The sequence below is a fragment of the Pseudomonas sp. D5(2026) genome (assembly GCF_057766845.1).
This window is the reverse complement of sequence record NZ_CM173421.1, coordinates 491,235-507,093: the sequence shown is the minus strand read 5'-3', so window position 1 is coordinate 507,093 and position 15,859 is coordinate 491,235. Positions and strand designations below refer to the sequence as shown.

Sequence of the window (15,859 nt, the reverse complement as noted above, 5' to 3'; positions counted from 1 at the left end):
TGTAGCATCAAGTCGCATCAAGTCAGAGCAATCCGCGAAATTGTAACCAGTCTTGTCATAGCCAACCATGCGCCCCAACGAATAGCGGTGCGCCTGCCGTCCGCTGGTCTTTCCACACGAAGAATAAGAATCGAGGTCATTTTCCAATGCTCGAAGTAATCAACGATTTCCTTTCGGGGAAACTCCTCATCGTGCTGATCGTAGGGCTGGGTAGCTACTTCACCATCCGCTCCCGGTTCGTCCAGTTCCGCCACTTCACCCATATGTTCAGCGTGTTCAAGGAATCGCTGCGTGGCCAGGCAGGCCAGCTGAGTTCCTTCCAGGCCCTGATGCTGAGCCTGGCCGGCCGCGTGGGTGCCGGCAACATCGCCGGTGTCGGTATCGCAGTGACCCTGGGCGGCCCAGGCGCCGTGTTCTGGATGTGGGTCACCGCACTGGTGGGCATGTCCAGCAGCTTCTTCGAATGCACCCTGGCCCAGGTTTACAAGCGCGCTGATGGCGACGGCCTGTACCGTGGCGGCCCGGCCTACTACATCCAGCACGGGCTGAAACGCAAGAGCATGGCCATCGTGTTTTCGCTCTTGCTGCTGGTCACCTACGGCTTCGCCTTCATCGGTCTGCAGTCGTACACCATGACCCACTCGCTGCAGAACGCCTTTGCCTTCGACCCAAGCCACAGCGGTATTGTCCTGGCCGTGCTGCTGGCCATCACCTTCATCGGCGGTATCAAGCGCATCGCGGCGGTGTCGGACCTGCTGGTACCCGTCAAGACCCTGGCCTACATCGGCGTAACCCTGTACGTGATCGGCACCCAGATCGAACACGTGCCAGCCATGCTGGAAACCATCTTCAAGAGCGCCTTCGGCCTCGACCCTGCTTTCGGCGGCCTGCTCGGCAGCGCCATCGTCATGGGTGTGAAGCGTGGCGTCTTCGCCAACGAAGCAGGCCTGGGCAGTGCGCCGAACGTCGCTGCCGTGGCTGCCGTGAAACACCCGGGCGCGCAGGGCGTGGTCCAGGCCTTCAGCGTGTTCCTCGACACCTTCCTGATCTGCACCTGCACCGCACTGCTGATCCTGCTTTCAGGCTTCTACACCCCGGGCTTCGAGGGCGACGGCATTGTCCTGACCCAGAACTCGCTGGCCGCCGTAGTCGGTGACTGGGGTCGCGTGTTCGTCAGCGTGGCGCTGTCGCTGTTCGTCTTCACCTGCATCCTCTACAACTACTACCTCGGCGAGAACAGCCTGCAGTTCCTCAGCCGTAACCGCGTAGTGTTGATGGTGTTCCGTGGCCTGGTACTGGCACTGGTCGTGTGGGGTTCGATGCAAGACCTGTCGACCGTGTTCGCCTTCGCCGACATCACCATGACCTGCCTGGCCTTCGTCAACCTGGTGGCCCTGGCTCTGCTGTTCAAGGTCGGCCTGCGAGTCATGCGCGACTACGACGACCAGCGCAAGGCCGGTGTAAAGCAGCCTGTGTTCGACTCGTCCAAGTTTGCCGACCTGGACCTGGACCGCAATGCCTGGCCTGCCAATCCTCAGGTGGAAACAGCCACTGACAAAGCAGTCGGCCAAGTTCAGCCGCAGCGCTGATATCCTCCCCTGCCCAGCCGCCCCTTCCGCGGGCGGCTTTTCTTTCTCCGCTCACCGCTACGGATGCTTTCCATGCGCGCAGTAAAGAATCTTCTCGTTCTCTATACCGGTGGCACCATCGGCATGCTCGAAACCCCCGAAGGCCTGGCACCGGGCGGTGGTTTTGAAGCGCGGATGCGTGAACACTTTGCCCTGATGGCCAATGCACCGCGGGTGCAATGGACGCTGCAAGAGCTGGACCCGTTGCTCGACAGCGCCAACATGCAACAGCACAACTGGCTGGCGATGCGCGATGCCATCGTCGAGGCGGTGGATGTAGCGGGCCACGATGGCGTGCTGGTGCTGCACGGTACCGACAGCATGGCCTACAGCGCTGCAGCGTTGTCGTTCCTGTTGCTTGGCTTGCCCGTACCGGTGTTGCTGACCGGCTCGATGTTGCCGGCAGGTGCCCCGGACAGCGATGCCTGGGACAACCTGTGCGGCGCATTGCGCCAGTTCGAACAAGGCCTGGAAGAGGGCGTGCAGCTGTACTTCCACGGTCAACTGCTGCATGGCTGTCGGGCGTCGAAGCTGCGCAGCGAAGCGTTCGATGCCTTTGCTGCGCTGCCGCGCCATCGTGACGCTGAGCGGGCCGATACGATCCCTGCCGAGCTGGGCTACAAGCAGCCGCGCAAACCGGTCAACCTGGCGGTCGTGCCGGTTTTCCCGGGGCTGCAGGCCGGGCATTTGCAGGCTTTGATCGACAGTGGTGTGCAGGGTTTGCTGCTGGAGTGCTACGGCAGCGGTACCGGGCCGTCGGATGACCAGGCGCTGCTGAATGTGCTGAGCGCAGCGCGCCAGCGCGGCGTGATGCTGGCGGCTATCAGCCAGTGCCCGGAAGGCTCAGTGGTGTTCGACACCTATGCAGCGGGCAACCGCTTGCGCGGGGCCGGGCTGGTCAGTGGCGGTGGCATGACCCGTGAAGCGGCACTGGGCAAGATGGTGGCACTGCTGGGCGCTGGGTTGGATGCCGACGCAGCAGAGCGCTGGTTTGCCCTGGATCTGTGTGGGGAGCGGGCTTGATCAGCGCCCTTGAGGGCCTACGACGATAGGGTTTCCTGTGTAGGAGCGGGTTCGCCCGCGAAGAGGCCCTAAAGCGTGAAAAATGGCGGAAGGCAGCGGGAGTCGAACCTGCCCGGGAACGGCTGCCGTCCCCAACCGGGTTTGAAGCCCGGCCGCGCCACCGGGCGCGATTGCCTTCCTTGAACTCAGTGCCTGGCCTGCTGTTGGGCCAGGGCGCTGTCGGCGCGGATGTGACGCTGGTCGGCCACCCTCCGGGTCAGGCCGATGCGGTCGAAGTATTCCAGAATCTGCACACTGCGCTTGCGACCGATGCCCAACATATCGCGAAACGCGGAAACCTGCACTATCGTCGTTTCGCTGGCCTGCTCCAACATCAACGCTGCCATGCGCTGTAGCGTCGCCTCAGGGTAGAACAGGTCGCGCACTACCTGATGCACCAGGCCCAGCCGCGCCAACTTGCGCAGTAACAGGCGCACATCGGCTTCGGCACGGTTCTCCTCACTCGCCAGTGTCCTGACCCAGGGTGGGTCATATTGCCCTGCGATCAGCTTCGGCTGCAGACGCGCCCACAATGCACTGTCGGCTTCGCTCAACTGCACCTTGTGATCGGGCAGATGCAGCCATGGCCCGCTGCTGGCGATGGCGCTGTCGTCGAGCAGCTCATCCAGCAGGCTGACGAATGCCGGCCGCTCCAGGGGCAAGGCTACAAAGCGCCGCAAGCGATCCCGGTCAGGGCCGAGCTGGTCGGGCTCTTGCTCGTGAAAGCGCGCCAACTGTTCCAGAACCTGCTGCTTGAGCGCCAGCCATTGGGCATTGGCGAACAACAGTTGGCCCTGCCGGGTGGCCACCACCCGCACATCGTCCGGTAACTGCCAGGTTTCCCGCAGGCGGTTGAACTGCCGCTCGAGTCGCTGCGGACTAATACCGCCCGGTGCACTGGCGAGCAGTGCTGGCAGCGCCTGCTCCAGATCCGCTGCATCGCGCAGTACCTGCAACTGCTGCAGACGGGCATCGCTGCGGCGTTGGCGGCTTGGTGCGAACGGGTCGAGCACCTTGCCGCCGCCCAATGTGCGCTGAGCGCGCTGATCGCGCAGCACCAGGCGGTCTCCGTGCACAGCCTGCAACGGCGCGTTGAGCAGCAACTGGGCAAACATGCGTTGGCCGGCAGCCAGGCTTTCGCCTTCGAGCAAGGCAACCCGGGCCGTGACATCCTGGGTGCCGAGGTGCACATGCACGGCGCTGAAATGTTCGAAAGTACGCGTCTCGTCAGGTAACAGGTGCAACTCGATATCCACCCGAACACTGGGCGCATGCAACCATTCGGGCACCAGCCAGTCGCCCCGGCGCACCTGCTCCACAGCCAGGCGTTCGGCAGCGATGTTCAGCGCCACCCGTTGGCCTGCTTCTGCCACCAACGCGGCCTGGTTCTGCGCATGCAGGCCACGCACGCGCACCACCTTGCCGGCCTTGCCCAGCAGCAACGTATCACCTGCACTGACCCGCCCGGCCAGTGCCGTGCCGGTGACCACCACACCCGCGCCGGTAACCGCAAAGGCACGGTCGACGGCCAGGCGAAAACCACCGTGCACACTGCGTTGCCGCGTACCTGCTTCGGCCTCCAGCAGGGCCTGGCGCAACGCTTCCACGCCCTCCCCGCTGATGCTCGACAGCGGAAACTGCCGCGCACCGGCATACGCCCCAGGCGCCAGCAGTTCACTGACTTGCATCTGCACCTCGGCCAGGCGCGACGGCTCGACCCGGTCGCATTTGCTGATCGCCACCAAGGCCTGGGGAATGCCCAGCAGCTCGATGATCGCCAGGTGCTCACGGGTCTGCGGCATGACCCCGTCGTCGGCAGCCACTACCAACAGCACCAGGTCGATGCCATGGGCGCCGGCCAGCATGTTGTGGATAAAACGCTCGTGGCCCGGCACATCGATGAAGCCGGTCAGCGGCGCGCCTTCGCTCAGCGCCGCATAGCGGTAACCAAGGTCGATGGTCATGCCACGGGAACGCTCCTCCTGCCGCTGGTCGCCGGCTTGGCCGGTTAGCGCCTGTAGCAGTGCGGTCTTGCCGTGGTCGATGTGGCCTGCAGTTCCAACGATCACTGCACTGGCCCCAGTTGCAGGGCTGGCAACTGGGCCAACCACTGGGCTTCGTCATCCAGTTGGCGCAGGTCCAGCCACAGGGCATCGTCGTCAATGCGGCCCAGCACCGGCACCGGCAGGTCGCGCAGGGCTCGTTCCAGTACATGCAGGCTGCGTCCACGCAGCTTCTTCGACACTTGCGGGCGCAGGCACAGCGCCGCACTGGGCAAGCGCGCAACCGGCTGGCTGCCACTGCCGATCATGCCCAACGCAGGCTCTACACTGATGGCCCATTGCTCACCGAGGCGCGCCTTGAGTTCAGGCGCCAGGCGCTCGGCCTGGGCCTGGATCTCGGCCTGGTTGCGAGTCAGCAGGCGCAGGCTGGGCAGGCGCTCGGCCAGGCGATCGGGGTTGCGGTACAGCGCCAGCACCGCTTCGAGTGCAGCAAGGGTGATCTTGTCGACGCGCAACGCACGCTTGAGCGGATTTTTCTTGATCCTGGTGATCAAGTCCTTGCGGCCGACGATGATCCCGGCTTGCGGACCACCCAGCAGTTTGTCGCCACTGAAGGTGACGATATCGGCACCATCGGCCAGGGCCTGGCGTACCGTGGGTTCGGCGGGCAGGCCCCAGCGGGTAAGGTCGAGCAGGCTGCCGCTGCCCAGGTCTTCAAGCAGCGGCAATTCATGTTGGTGGGCGATACGTGCCAGCTCGGCAGTAGGCACCTGGGTGGTGAAGCCCTGGATGCTGTAGTTGCTGCAATGCACCCGCATCAGCAGGCCAGTGCGCGGGCCGATGGCGGCCTCGTAGTCGCGGGCGTGAGTACGGTTGGTGGTGCCGACCTCGTGCAGCTTGACGCCGGCACGGGCCATGATGTCGGGAATCCGGAAGGCACCACCGATCTCGATCAGCTCGCCGCGAGAGATGATGCCTTCCTTGCGTGCGCCCAGGCTGTTGAGCGCTAGCAGCACGGCGGCGGCATTGTTGTTGACCACGGTGACGGCTTCGGCGCCGGTCAGCTCGCGGATCAAGCCCTCGATCAGGTCATCACGGTCGCCACGTTTGCCGGTGGCCAGGTCGAATTCCAGGTTGAGCGGATAACGAGCGGCGGTCTGCATGGCCTCGATGGCTTCTTCCGGTAGCAAGGCACGGCCCAGGTTGGTATGCAGCACGGTCCCGGTGAGATTGAACACGCGGCGGACCTGACTGCGTTGCTGGAGGGCGAGGCGTTCTGCGCTGCGGCCAAGGAGGATTTCCGGGGCCAGTTCGGCGCTGCCGAGTTCGCCATTACGGGCGGGCTGGCGCAGGTCGTCGAGCAACTGGCGCAGGGTAGTCAGCACGGCGTCGCGACCGTGGCGGTCGATCAGCGGGAGACAAGCCGGGTGGCGCAGGAGGTTATCGATGGACGGCAGGCGTGGGGTGTCGCTGGCTAGGCTGTTGGACATGCGGTACTACCTTGGACTGATCCGTTGTCTGTGCTGGCCCATTCGCGGTGAACCCGCTCCTACAAGTACAGCGTCATCCTGAAGGTTGGCGCAATTACCTGTAGGTACGAAGGCAAGTCGGTGTTTCAGTGTAGACCCTCAACCGCTACCCGGGGCGAGCATCAGGTTGGGCGCCAGGCGATGGAAACCCTCCCCGTCCAGGCGTATATCCAAGGCCAGGCTGGCCAGGTCGTCAGCCAGCGGCTCGGCCGCCGCATCGTTCTCCAGGTAGTTCTGCTTCAGGTAGCTGTCGCAACCAGGGCAGCACTCGGCGCGCAGCGGCGCTTTGCCTGGTGCATGGCGGTCATCCTCAAGGCTGGTGTAACGCAAATCCTTGCTCGACTCGCAGTACACGCACTTGACTCGCACAACATGCCACTCGCAGGCACACAACGAACAGGCCAGGTAACGCAAGCCGTTGTGCTTTCCACGGTTGCGCACCACCCCGGCCATCGCCGGCGAACCGCAAGCCGGGCATTGGGCCAGGCTGCCGGCTGGCTTGAGCTGGTGTGCGGGCAGCGCCAGCAACCAGCTGGACCAGGCTGCCTGCAACGCGGCCCCGAGGAAGGGCACCAGTGCTGCGGGCACCCCATCGTACTGGCCTGCCAGCAAAGCAATGCCCCAGCCCTTGCGCTGATGGTCATCACTGCCTCGCAGCAGCTGCAGCGCCTCACCCAGCGGGCCACTGCTTTCGCTGTTGAGGTGCTCAAGCAGTGCTTGCAACCAGACCAGCCACGGCCCTTCACGCACCAGACTGTCAGCCGCCAGCGGCGGCAAACCATGATCCATGCACAGGCGCTGACGTTCCTCGGCCACCGGCAGACCGCCGGGCGGGTTATCCACAAGCTGCTGCTGGATGCGGCATAACCGCGCGATCAGCGTCAGGTAGTCGCCAAGCGCGTTGCCTTCAGCCAGATGCTCCAGGCGCGCGGCGCGCAGTTCAAACAGGTTGGCGGCAGGCAGGTGCAGAAATGGCGGCGTGACAGCCGACGCTTCGATCTGCCCGGGTTCGAGTATGCTGCTCAAGCGCTCATCCTTCTTTTCGTCCGTGATCACCCGGCGTCTTGTCGCCGGTCACTTCGCGGTACCACAACTCATGATGCTTGCGTGCCCAGGCGCGGCTGACCCAGCCATGCAGCATGGCGCTGATCGAGCCCTTGATCCAGATGCCGGCGTAGATGTGCACGATGATGCTGAGAATCAGCACGAAGGCCGCCAGCGCATGCAGCAGCGCAGACAAGCGAATGGCATCGATGCCAAACCAATGGCTGAAGTATGCCCGCCAGATCACCACGCCACTGACCAGCAGCACCAGCATGCACACCAGCAGGGTCCAGAACAGCAGCTTCTGCCCGGCATTGTACTTGCCGACCGGCGGCACACCCTCCTCCTCGTTGCGCATTACCCGGTCCACGCGGCGCAGCCACAGGCGGTCGTTGGCGGTGATGAAGTTGGCCCGCCAGAAGCGCAATACCAGGCCGAGGAAGAACACGAACATCGCTACCCCGAGGAAGGGATGCAGAATGCGCGTCCACGGCCCGCCGCCGAACAGGTTGCTGAGCCAGAATAGCGCCGGATGGAACAGCGCAAGCCCCGACAGCCCAGCCAGGATGAACAGGATCGCCACCACCCAGTGGTTGCTACGCTCGTTGGCGTTGTAGCGCAGTATGGGTTTGTTGTCGTTCATGGCCGCTGCTCCCCTTGCCCACCGGGCTGCTTCGGATCATAGACATGGACCGACGGGTCCACTTGATGCACGCTTTCGTCCGGCGGTGTCGGGTGCTCATCCTCCTCGACACGCTGAGGGCCGATCCGCACATAGTGGAAGAACCCCGCCAGCACCGCCGCGCCCATGGCCAACAGCGCCAGCGGCTTGGTGAAGCCCTTCCACAACCCCACCAACGGGCTGATCACTGGCTGGTCCGGCAGGCCGGCATACAGCTTCGGCGTGTCGGCATGGTGCAGCACGTACATCACGTGGGTGCCACCGACGCCGTCCGGGTCGTACAACCCGGCGTTGTCGTAGCCCCGCGATTTCAGATCGACGATGCGCTCGGCCGCATGCACTTTCATCTCGTCCTTGCTGCCGAACACGATCGCACCGGTCGGGCAGGTTTTCACGCACGCCGGCTCCAGCCCCACGCTCACGCGATCGGAACACAGGGTGCACTTGTACGCCTTGTGGTCTTTCTGCGAGATGCGCGGGATGTTGAACGGACAGCCGGTGATGCAGTAGCCGCAGCCGATGCAGTGGTCCTGGTTGAAGTCGACGATACCGTTGGCGTGTTTGATGATCGCACCAGGGCTTGGGCAGGCCTTCAGGCAACCTGGGTCGGCACAGTGCATGCAGCCATCCTTGCGGATCAGCCACTCCAGGTTGCCGTCGTCGCGCTCATGCTCGGTAAAGCGCATCAGGGTCCAGGTCTCGGCCGTGAGGTCCTGGGGGTTGTCGTAGGTGCCGTGGTTGTGGCCAACCTCGTCACGCAGTTCATTCCACTCCGAGCACGCCACCTGGCAGGCCTTGCAACCGATGCACTTGGTAGTGTCAATCAGCTTGGCGACTTCCTGCTGCTGACGCACCGAGGGCGGAACGGTAGTGGTGGCCGAGCGGGCGATGATGTCTTGGCTGGCCATCAGAGTTTCTCCACTTTGACGAGGAACGACTTGGACTCTGGCGTCTGCGTGTTGCCATCACCGAGGAACGGCACCAAGGTATTGGTCAGGTAGCCATGCCGGGTAACGCCGGTGAAGCCCCAGTGCAGCGGGATGCCGATCTGGTGCACGGTCTGATTGTTGACCTGCAGCGGGCGAATCCGCTTGGTCACCACCGCCACCGCATCGATATGCCCACGCTTGCTCGACACCCGTACCCGGTCGCCGGCCTTGATGCCTTTCTCGTTGGCCAGCACCTCGCCGATCTCGACGAACTGCTCGGGCTGGGCAATGGCGTTGAGCCGGCAATGCTTGCTCCAGAAGTGGAAGTGCTCGGTCAGCCGGTAGGTGGTCGCCGCATAGGGGAACTCGTCGTGCGTGCCAAGGGTGTCCCACACGGAATCGAAGATGCGCCCGGCCGGGTTGCTGGTGGCCTTCTTGTTCTGCGGGTGCAGCGGGTTGATGCCGATCGGTGTTTCGAATGGCTCATAGTGCTCGGGGAACGGGCCTTCGGCCATCTTGTCGATGGCAAAGAAACGCGCCACGCCTTCAGGGTTCATGATGAACGGATTCATCCCAGCCTCGGGCGGCGAGTCGACCTTGAAGTCCGGTACGTCGGTGCCGGTCCAGGCCTTGCCGCTCCACCACACCAGGCGCTTTTTCTCCGGGTCCCAAGGCTTGCCTTGCGGGTCGCTGGACGCACGGTTGTAGAGGATGCGGCGGTTGGCCGGCCAGGCCCAGGCCCAGTTCTGTACCTGGTGCATGCCATACGGGTCGCTGTTGTCGCGGCGAGCCATCTGGTTGCCCTGTTCGGTCCAGCAGCCGGCGAAGATCCAGCAGCCAGACGCGGTGCTGCCATCGTCCTTGAGCTGGCCGAAGCCCGCCAGTTGCTGGCCCGCCTTGATCACCGCGCCAGTCGGGTCGGTGACATCGGCCACCGCCCAGCCGTTCATCTCCTTGGCCAACTCCTCCGGGGATGGCTCCTCAGGTATCTTGTACGGCCAGCTGATGTTCATTATCGGGTCGGGATAGGTGCCGCCCTCGGCCTGGTAGCGTTGGCGCAGGCGCAGGAACAACTCGCTCATGATGTGCACGTCGGTACGGGTCTCGCCCGGGCCGTCTGCGCCCTTCCAGTGCCATTGCAGCCAACGGCTGCTGTTGACCAGCGACCCGTCTTCCTCGGCGAAGCAGGTAGTGGGCAAGCGGATCACTTCGGTCTGGATATTGGCCGTGTCGACGTCGTTGAACGGCCCGGCATTGCGCCAGAACTCCGATGTCTCGGTAGCTAGCGGGTCCATGACCACCAGCCACTTGAGCTTACTCAGCGCCGCAGTGACACGGTTCTTGTCCGGCAGCGCTGCAATCGGATTGAAACCTTGGCACATATAGCCGTTGACCTTGCCCTGGTCCATCATCTCGAACATGCGCAGCACGTCGTAGCCCGGCACGTCGAGCTTGGGTAGCCACTCGTAGCCCCAGTTGTTTTCTACCGTGGCGTTGGCCCCGTACCAGGCTTTCATCAGGCTGACGTGGAACTTGCCGTAGTTCTGCCAGTACGACAGCTGGCCCGGGCGCAGTGGCTTGGAGGCGCGTTTGTCGATGTAGGCGGCGTAATCCTGCTCGGCATCGCCGGGTAAGGTCAGGTAACCCGGCAGCAAGTTGGACAACAGGCCGAGGTCGGTCAGGCCCTGGATGTTGGAGTGTCCACGCAACGCGTTGACCCCTCCACCCGGCATGCCGACGTTGCCCAGCAGCAACTGAACCATGGCCGCGCTACGAATGATCTGCGCGCCGATCGAATGCTGCGTCCAGCCGAGCGCATAGAGGATCGTCATGGTCTTGCCCGGTACCGAGCAGGAGGCGATCTCTTCCCAGACCTTCATCATGGCGTCCTGTGGCATGCCACAGGTCATGCTCGCCAGTTCCGGGGTATAGCGGCTGTAATGCTGTTTCATCAGCTGGAACACGCAGCGAGGGTGCTGCAGTGTCGGGTCGACCTTGGCATAGCCGTCCTCGCCCAGCTCGTAACCCCAGCCGGACTTGTCGGCGTACACACGCTTGGCCTCGTCGTAGCCGCTGAACAACCCGTCCTCGAAGCCGTAGTTCTCTTTGACGATGAACGACACGTCAGTGTAGTTGCGCACGTACTCGTGCTGGATCTTGTCTGTGCTAAGCAGATAGTTGATCAGCCCGCCCATGAAGGCGATGTCGGTACCAGTACGGATCGGTGCATAGTAATCCGCCACCGAAGCGGTACGGGTAAACCGCGGGTCGACCACAATCAGCCGCGCCTTGTTGTGCGCCTTGGCCTCGGTCACCCACTTGAAGCCGCACGGGTGCGCTTCTGCTGCGTTGCCACCCATCACCAGGACCAGATTCGCGTTGGCGATATCGGACCAGTGGTTGGTCATGGCGCCACGGCCGTACGTCGGGGCAAGACTTGCCACCGTCGGGCCATGTCAGACACGTGCCTGGTTATCGAACCCCAGCATGCCTGTTGCGCGGATGACCTTGTGGGTCAGGTAGCCAGCCTCGCTGGAAGCGGCGGAAGCGGCAAGAAAACCGGTGGAGAGCCAGCGGTTGACTGTTTGTCCTTGGGCGTTCTTTTCGATGAAGTTGGCATCGCGGTCCTGCTTCATCAGGTCGGCGACGCGGTCGAGCGCCTCGTCCCAGCTGACCCGCACCCATTCTTTGCTGCCCGGCTTGCGAACCTCGGGGTACTGCAGGCGGCTCGAGCTGTGGATAAAGTCCAGCAGGCCGGCGCCTTTCGGGCAGAGGGTGCCCCGGTTGACCGGGTGGTCGGCGTCCCCTTCGATATGAATGATGTTCTGTTTGACGTTTTTTCCCGCATCACCCTGGCTGTACATGATCAGGCCGCAGCCGACCGAACAGTAGGGGCAGGTGTTACGGGTTTCTTTGGTATGCGCCAGCTTGAAGTGACGCACCTGCTCGGCGAATGCCGGCGTCGGGGCCATGCCCAACGCTGCAAGGCTCGAGCCTCCAAGGCCGACGGCGGCGACCTTGAAGAACTGCCGACGGTTCAGGTCCATCGTGCACTCCTGATCAGGTGGTGGACGCACGGAACATTGCCGGCGCCTCTTGGTAGTCACGGTGGCGGCCAATTGATAGCCGCCAAAGGATAAGACTAGTCAAGAATCCAGAAGGTGCGATGACCTGAGTCAGCGGTACAGCACCAATCAGGTACGTGGCAGGTTGCGCACCACATTCAGCGCCGCACTGCTCTGCGCCACAGGCATGATCTCGATGGTGTTGATGTTTACATGCGCCGGCTGCTCGGCAACCCAGGCTACCGTTGCTGCAATGTCCTCCGGCAGGAGGGCCTCTACATCCCGATACAGGGCCTGCACGGCATCCACGTCGCCATTCAGGCGCACCATCGAGAAGTCAGTGCCTGAGCACAGCCCCGGCTCGATGTTGCTTACCCGCACGCGGGTGCCAGCCAGGTCGGCACGCAGGTTGAGGCTGAACTGGCGGACGAACGCCTTGCTGGCGCCATACACGTTACCGCCCGGGTAGGGGTAAGTACCGGCGATCGAGCCGATGTTGATGATCATGCCGCTATCGGCTTCCACCATCTGCGGCAGAATCTTGTGGGTGACCATGGCCAGGCCGGTGATGTTGGTGTCGATCATCTGCTGCCAGTTTGCGGCACTGCTGGCTTGGGCACGGTCCACGCCCAGCGCCAGCCCCGCGTTGTTGACCAGCAGATCGATCTGCAGCGACGCCTCACGCATCTGCTCGACCGCCTTCTCGAGCGATACTGAATCAGTGACATCCAGCGCCAGCGGAATGAAATTGGCGCCCAGTTCAGCCTCCAGTGCTTTCAGTTTGTCCATGCGCCTGGCCCCACCGACCACGCGGTAGCCTTTGCCGATCAGGGTGCAGCAGATGGCGAGGCCAAAGCCTGAGGAAGCACCGGTTACAAATGCGGTTTTCATTCGTTATCTCCTATCAATGGATCAAGTCAGGTACTTCACGCCCAGGCTGGTGAACAGGCAGAGCATCGAGAACACCAACACCTTGCGCACCACTTCGTTGCCTTTACGCAAGGCCAGGGAACTGCCCAGGTGGTTACCGAGGATGTTGCAGGCCACAAGTGGCAATGCCAGCAGGTAGACGACCTTGCCTGCGCTGACGAAGGCGACCAACGCACCGATGTTGGAAGCGAAGTTGAAGGTTTTGGAGTTGGCCGAACTGGAGACCAGGTCCATGCGCAACAGGTAATGGAAAGCGATGATGAACATGCTGCCGGTACCGGGGCCGAAGAAGCCGTCATAGAAGCCAATGGCCAGGCAGGTCAGCGGGACCACGGTGAACAGCATGCGCGATGACAGTTCGCGCTCCTCGACCGGGCGGTCCTTGGGGGTAAGGAAAATGAGAATACCGAGCGGGATCAGTGCCAGGATGATCTTGCCCACAGTTTCCTGCGAGATCGACACGATCAGGTGAGCCCCCAGGTAGGCGCCTAGCAGCGAAAACGGCACTCCGACCAACGCTACCTGCCAGACCATCTTGCTGTTGGCCAGGAAGTTTCGGATAGCCGCCAGTGTGCCAAGGGTACTGACCAGTTTTTCCTGGCCCAGTGCCACCTGCGGCGGCATGCCAACCAGCAGAAAGCCCGGTACCAGAAACAAGCCACCACCACCGGCAATGCTGTCGACGAAACCCGCAACGAAGGCGATCGCGCCAAGCATGAGGATGGCCAGCAACCAGTGCTCCGCCCAGTAAGAACCCAGAATTTCCATAGCAATGTCCATCCAGTGGAGCGTTTAAGCCAGGCACAGCGCGAGTGCGGCTGGCCTGATCGGGCGATGATTGTAATTTCAAAAATTGAATCGATTCAATCTAAAATAAAATCAACTCAATCAAACCAATTACCATCATTACCTGCATCCGAGCTTTCATGCTAGGCTTTCGCGCTCTTGCAGCGTCTGGTGCCATTTCCATGTGGGTCCCTCAATTCAGCCATCAAACACAGCCGGTTTACCTGATGATCGCTGATGCCCTTGAACAGGACATCGAAGGTGGTCGGCTTGCAGAAGGCGATCGCTTACCCACACTCAAGGACCTCGCCGAGGCGCTGAATGTAACCCCCGGCACTGTTGGCAGGGCCTACGACGAAGCAGCCAAGCGTGGTTTGGTGGCGGGCGAGGTAGGCCGAGGCACGTTTGTCAGGCAATTGCGACAGCCATTAACCCCCCCGTCGGTGCCCGCGCCCGTGGCCGGCGAAAGCAGCCAGATCGATCTCTCGATCATCAAGCCCAACGACGCTCACATGAGCGAATGGCTAGGCGCGGCTATCAGCGAAATGGCCGCCTCCTCGGACTTGGGGCAGGTACTCGACTATGTGACAGAGGGTGGCCACACGTCCCACAAACAAGCCGGTGCGACCTGGATACAGCGCTGGCTGCCTGATGCGCGTTGGCAGCAGGTAGTACTGACCGCTGGCGCCCAGCATGGGCTGCTGGTGACCATCAGCAGCCTGTCGAAGAGTGACGATGTGGTGCTGTGCGAGTCGCTTTGCTACCCCGGCATCATATCCCTGGCCCACAGCATGGGCCGGCGCCTGCGCGGCGTAGCCATGGACGAACACGGGATCATCCCGGAGGCATTGCGCGCGGCCTGCCTGGAACACCGCCCTTCCCTGCTGGTGTGCGTCACCACGCACCAGAACCCGACCAACTCGATCATGCCCCCTGCAAGGCGCCAGGCCATCGCCGAGATCGCCCGGGAGTTCGACCTGTACATCGTGGATGACGATATCTACGGTTTTCTCGAGCCCAACCCGGACTACAAGCCGCTTGCAGCGTATGCGCCTGAACGCTCGGTGTACCTCACCAGCCTGTCCAAAAGCGTGCTGCCGGCACTGCGCATCGGCTACCTGTACGCCCCGCCGCAAACCCTGTCACGGTTATCATCGATGGTACGCAGCAGCGTGTGGATGCCATCGCCACTGATGGCGCAACTGGCCAGCAACCTGATCAACAGCGGCAAGGCCGACCAGTTGGTGCGTATGCAACAAGATGAGGCGGCAGCACGCCAGCACCTGGCCCGGGAGATTCTTGGCCGATACAAGGTCCGCACTCAGCCTCACAGCTTCCATATCTGGCTGGAGCTGCCAGAACCGTGGACCAGCGACGAGTTTGCCAACCTTGCGCGTGACAACGGCGTAACGGTAGTCAGCGGCAGCCAGTTCCTGCCAGAACGCAGCCACGCCACCAGCGGTGTGCGCATCGCCCTGATGGCACCCAGCCGCCAGGAACTGGCCTTTGCCCTGACCAAGCTGGCAAGCCTGCTGGATTCGCCGGAGCCGCGATTGTTCTACTGACCGCGATGCCAGATATGCGGTGCTGCCCATAAAAAAACCCAGGGCAACTGCCCCGGGTTTCTGGTCCTGCTGAACGCCTTACCGCTCTGATCAGAACGGAATATCGTCATCGAAGCTGTCGAAATCAGCAGCCGGCTGCGGCGCAGGCTGTTGCGGCGCTGGGCGCTGGGGGGCCTGTTGCGGGCGCTGGGCCTGCTGGCGTGGCGGTGCCTGGTTGTATTGCTGCTGGCCACCACCGTAATTGCCGCCACCCTGGTTGTACGGGTCACCGCCCTGCTGCTGGCCCTGCGGACGACCGCCGAGCAGCTGCATGGTGCCGTTGATGTCGACGATGATCTCGGTGGTGTAGCGCTTGATGCCGTCTTTTTCCCACTCGCGGGTCTGCAGCTTGCCTTCGATGTAGCACTGCGAACCCTTGCGCAGGTATTCGCCAGCGATTTCGGCAACCTTGCCGAACAACGACACACGGTGCCACTCGGTACGCTCGACCTTCTGGCCCGACTGCTTGTCAGTCCACTGCTCGCTGGTGGCCAGGCTCAGGTTGGTCACGGCGTTACCGTTGGGCAGGTAGCGGACTTCGGGATCCTGGCCACAGGTACCGACCAGAATGACTTTGTTAACCCCACGGGCCATAAC

At 62.7% G+C, this 15,859-nt stretch carries 12 protein-coding genes and 1 tRNA gene; 3 read left to right on the top strand and 10 right to left on the bottom strand.

The features are described 5' to 3' along the window. The first annotated feature begins 146 nt into the window (after window positions 1–146). Complete coding sequence (locus tag AC3B5Q_RS02325; RefSeq protein WP_021783909.1) at window positions 147–1,589, top strand: alanine/glycine:cation symporter family protein; 1,443 nt, start codon at window positions 147–149, stop codon at window positions 1,587–1,589. 63 nt (window positions 1,590–1,652) lie between these two features. Beyond that, on the top strand, window positions 1,653–2,651 hold the full coding sequence (locus AC3B5Q_RS02320; RefSeq protein WP_181004815.1) for an asparaginase: 999 nt from the start codon (window positions 1,653–1,655) through the stop codon (window positions 2,649–2,651). 83 nt (window positions 2,652–2,734) lie between these two features. Here AC3B5Q_RS02320 and AC3B5Q_RS02315 read toward each other — a convergent pair. From AC3B5Q_RS02315 to AC3B5Q_RS02275, 9 genes are all read right to left on the bottom strand, one after another. Then, window positions 2,735–2,830 (bottom strand) — tRNA-Sec (locus AC3B5Q_RS02315). A gap of 6 nt (window positions 2,831–2,836) precedes the next feature. Beyond that, the gene (selB, locus tag AC3B5Q_RS02310; protein WP_103470216.1) at window positions 2,837–4,759 is read right to left on the bottom strand and encodes a selenocysteine-specific translation elongation factor; all 1,923 of its coding nucleotides are present in this window, start codon (window positions 4,757–4,759) and stop codon (window positions 2,837–2,839) included. Then, the gene (gene selA, locus AC3B5Q_RS02305) at window positions 4,756–6,183 is read right to left on the bottom strand and encodes an L-seryl-tRNA(Sec) selenium transferase (RefSeq protein ID WP_021783906.1); all 1,428 of its coding nucleotides are present in this window, start codon (window positions 6,181–6,183) and stop codon (window positions 4,756–4,758) included. The genes selB and selA overlap by 4 nt, the downstream gene beginning before the upstream one ends. 138 nt (window positions 6,184–6,321) lie before the next feature. Further along, entirely contained in the window at window positions 6,322–7,248 is a 927-nt protein-coding gene (gene fdhE, locus AC3B5Q_RS02300; RefSeq protein ID WP_021783905.1) for a formate dehydrogenase accessory protein FdhE, read from the bottom strand. A 4-nt stretch (window positions 7,249–7,252) separates the two neighbouring features. Next, window positions 7,253–7,909, bottom strand: coding sequence for a formate dehydrogenase subunit gamma (locus AC3B5Q_RS02295; protein ID WP_021783904.1), 657 nt, complete (start codon window positions 7,907–7,909; stop codon window positions 7,253–7,255). After that, window positions 7,906–8,856 (bottom strand): formate dehydrogenase subunit beta, encoded by a 951-nt coding sequence (gene fdxH, locus AC3B5Q_RS02290; RefSeq protein WP_021783903.1) that lies wholly within the window; start codon window positions 8,854–8,856, stop codon window positions 7,906–7,908. Before fdxH ends, AC3B5Q_RS02295 begins: the two co-directional genes overlap by 4 nt. Further along, window positions 8,856–11,924 carry a formate dehydrogenase-N subunit alpha gene (gene fdnG / locus AC3B5Q_RS02285; protein ID WP_143514742.1) on the bottom strand — a complete coding sequence of 1,023 codons (3,069 nt, stop codon included), beginning with the start codon at window positions 11,922–11,924 and terminating at the stop codon, window positions 8,856–8,858. Before fdnG ends, fdxH begins: the two co-directional genes overlap by 1 nt. A 147-nt stretch (window positions 11,925–12,071) precedes the next feature. Then, window positions 12,072–12,833, bottom strand: a complete 762-nt coding sequence (locus tag AC3B5Q_RS02280; protein WP_488392806.1) for an SDR family NAD(P)-dependent oxidoreductase — start codon at window positions 12,831–12,833, stop codon at window positions 12,072–12,074. Between the two features lie 21 nt (window positions 12,834–12,854). Beyond that, on the bottom strand, window positions 12,855–13,640 hold the full coding sequence (locus AC3B5Q_RS02275; RefSeq protein WP_103443400.1) for a sulfite exporter TauE/SafE family protein: 786 nt from the start codon (window positions 13,638–13,640) through the stop codon (window positions 12,855–12,857). Between the two features lie 200 nt (window positions 13,641–13,840). Here AC3B5Q_RS02275 and AC3B5Q_RS02270 point away from each other — a divergent pair, with 200 nt between their 5' ends. Next, on the top strand, window positions 13,841–15,223 hold the full coding sequence (locus tag AC3B5Q_RS02270) for an aminotransferase-like domain-containing protein (RefSeq protein ID WP_103463376.1): 1,383 nt from the start codon (window positions 13,841–13,843) through the stop codon (window positions 15,221–15,223). Between the two features lie 90 nt (window positions 15,224–15,313). Here the strand turns inward: AC3B5Q_RS02270 and AC3B5Q_RS02265 are convergent, their stop codons facing one another. Beyond that, the gene (locus tag AC3B5Q_RS02265; RefSeq protein WP_021783897.1) at window positions 15,314–15,856 is read right to left on the bottom strand and encodes a single-stranded DNA-binding protein; all 543 of its coding nucleotides are present in this window, start codon (window positions 15,854–15,856) and stop codon (window positions 15,314–15,316) included. Window positions 15,857–15,859 lie beyond the last annotated feature (3 nt).